Genomic DNA, 1,892 nt, shown 5'->3' on the forward strand with positions numbered 1-1,892 from the left:
GGGTTCCGCGCCCCCGCTGTCACGCGGTCAGCGGGGAGAGCTCCACGACGTCCATCCGGGACGGGGTGCCCGGGGCCTTGCCGCAGCTCTCCGGGCGCGGCGGCTCGCTCGCGGACTCGGCGACGACGGCCCGCCAGCGCCGGCCGTCGGCGTGGAGGACGTCGACCGTCCAGGGCGAGCCGCCGGGGTGCTGGTGCAGGGTCAGGGCGTCGGCGGCGCACTCGCCGGTCAGCTTGCGGACGGCCTGCTCGGCGGCCTGGGCCGGACGGGGCCAGTAGGAGCGGCCGCGGGAGTGCGCGGGGACGGTGTGGCCGGCCGCCGTCGCGGCCAGCACCTCCTTCGCGGACTCGGCGGTGAGCCGCCCGTACGCGTAGCCGTGCGGCAGCACCAGCACGGTGGGGGAGAAGCGGTGCCCGCCGAGGTGGGTGACCTCCCAGACCTCGCTGTGCCCGGCCGCGGCGATCTCGGCGGCCAGCGGGCGGCCGAGCAGGGCGCAGCAGCGGTCGCGGCGGCCGTTGGTGCACACCAGGGCGATCGGGCCGCCGACGTGCGGGGCGCCGAAGGAGCCGTGGTCGCCCGCACCGAGGGCGGCGAAGTCGAGTTCCAGCAGTTCGGCGGGGGAGCCGACGTGCCCGCGCCGCACCCACGGGTCGGCGGGGGAGGTGTGGGCGAGCAGCACCTCGTGCCGGGCGGTGGTGTCGGTGTCGGCGTGCCGCCCGGGGCGGCGGATCAGGGCGATCCGGACGCCGGTGCCCTCGGCGGCGCGCTCCAGGGCGGCGCCGAGCCCGGGGTCGAGGTGGCTGCCGGTGAGCGCCTTCGCACCCCAGGGACCGGACTGTTCGAGCAGCAGCCAGGTGGTGGCGGTGGCCGCGGTGGCGCTCAGCGGTTCGGTCAGTTCGTGCGACAGCGTCGTACAGGTGCTCATCCGGCCCACCCTACGTCCGGACGGCCCTCCCGGGCGCGGTGGTGCGGCCACGGAGGGCCGATGGCGGCCGGGCTATGCTGAGCCCGAATGCTGGCAGTTGACGTTCTCTTGGGGGAGTCTTGAATTTCTTCCTGCCTGGTGGGGGTGGTCGGTGAACGGCGTACAGCAGGTGATGCCGGCGGAGGCCCGGCAGCCGAAGCGGCGCTGGCGGCTCGGGCTGCTGCTGTGGTTCGTCCTGCAGTGGGTGCTGATCCCGGCGGAGCTGGTGCTCACGCTGGTGGTGTGGATCCCGTTCCGGACGGTCTACGAGCTCAACGAGGTCGGCAAGGGGCGCGACTGGTTCCTGCTCGGCTGGCTGCGGCTGCTGCTGCGCCCGCTGCACCGCTTCGTCGGCCCGGCCCGGTTCGCCCGGGAGTGGACCAACGACCAGCGGCGCTGGGACGCCAGGCTGGCGGAGATCTGCCGCACCGCGGCCGGGGCGTTCGCGGGCGGCCCGGGCCGCAAGTACGCCTTCCGCGGCTGGGCCAACCTGCGCTGGGGGGTGGGCTTCGACAGCTTCGAGGTGCGCGGGAAGGACTACCGGGGCGTCCGGCCGGAGCCGGTCTTCGCGATCGCCGCGCAGCACGGCCTGTACGTCCACTTCTACGGCTACAGCAGCGATTTCCTGCTGTCGCCGACGCCGATAGAGCGCTCCGCGCCGGAGGCGGAGGGGCAGCAGGCACCCGTGCAGCAGGCCCCCGGGCCGTACCCGGCGGCGCAGTACCCGGCGGGGCAGCAGGCGCCCGGCCAGTACCCGGCACCCGTGCAGTACCCGACGCCCGGCCAGTACCCGGCACCCGGGCAGCAGGCCCCCGGCCAGTACCCAGCGCCCGGCCAGTACCCGGCTCCGGGCCAGTACCCGGCTCCGGGGCAGCAGCCGCCGGGGCAGTACCGCTGAGACCGCCGAAACCGCACTGACGTGAGGGGC

At 75.5% G+C, this 1,892-nt stretch carries 2 protein-coding genes; one reads left to right on the top strand and one right to left on the bottom strand.

Translation table 11 applies throughout. From position 1 onward, the window contains the following. Positions 1-19: 19 nt before the first annotated feature. Positions 20-925 (bottom strand): sucrase ferredoxin, encoded by a 906-nt coding sequence (locus tag ACFUEL_RS39205; protein ID WP_380242924.1) that lies wholly within the window; start codon positions 923-925, stop codon positions 20-22. Between the two features lie 151 nt (positions 926-1,076). On the opposite strand from ACFUEL_RS39205, the gene ACFUEL_RS39210 reads away from it, so the two are divergent. Then, entirely contained in the window at positions 1,077-1,862 is a 786-nt protein-coding gene (locus ACFUEL_RS39210) for a hypothetical protein (RefSeq protein ID WP_380242926.1), read from the top strand. Positions 1,863-1,892 lie beyond the last annotated feature (30 nt).

The organism is Kitasatospora sp. NPDC057198 (assembly GCF_042670125.1).
GTDB lineage: Bacteria > Actinomycetota > Actinomycetes > Streptomycetales > Streptomycetaceae > Kitasatospora.

What these genes read in the sequence shown, in the direction of transcription:
- ACFUEL_RS39205 (WP_380242924.1), bottom strand. Translation starts at nt 925, where the DNA reads ATGAGCACCTGTACGACGCTGTCGCACGAACTGACCGAACCGCTGAGC.